The 378-nt window shown below is 55.3% G+C and carries 1 protein-coding gene; it reads left to right on the plus strand.

Annotated elements, in window-relative coordinates; all coding sequences use genetic code 11:
- Positions 1-378: restriction endonuclease subunit S (locus AB4Z23_RS28970; RefSeq protein WP_441361370.1), on the plus strand; the 378-nt coding region annotated here is incomplete at both ends.

Here is a 378-nt window from a genome sequence, read left to right on the forward strand (position 1 = left end):
GGTGAGCAAGGGCTTTACCCAGTTCGTGGACGACGACGTGATCTTTGCAAAGATCACGCCGTCCATGGAGAATGGCAAGTCTGCTGTCGCTCGACGGGTGGTCAACGCGACAGGGTTTGGCTCAACCGAATTCCACGTTCTTCGGAGCACTGGTGCAGTTGTGCCAGAATATCTGTGGCGTTTCGTTCGGCGGCAAGAATTTCGTGACAACGCTCAACAAGTAATGTCTGGCGCGGTTGGGCAACAACGAGTTCCGGCCGAGTACCTGAAATCGCATCTGTTGCCGCTGCCCCCACTCCCAGAACAGAGGCTGATTGTCGCAAAGGCAGACAGGCTGATCAATCAAACCATGCAGGCTCGCGCTGAACTTGCTCAGAT

This window comes from Agrobacterium sp. MCAB5, assembly GCF_052114365.1.
GTDB classification, from domain to species: Bacteria; Pseudomonadota; Alphaproteobacteria; order Rhizobiales; family Rhizobiaceae; genus Agrobacterium; species Agrobacterium tumefaciens.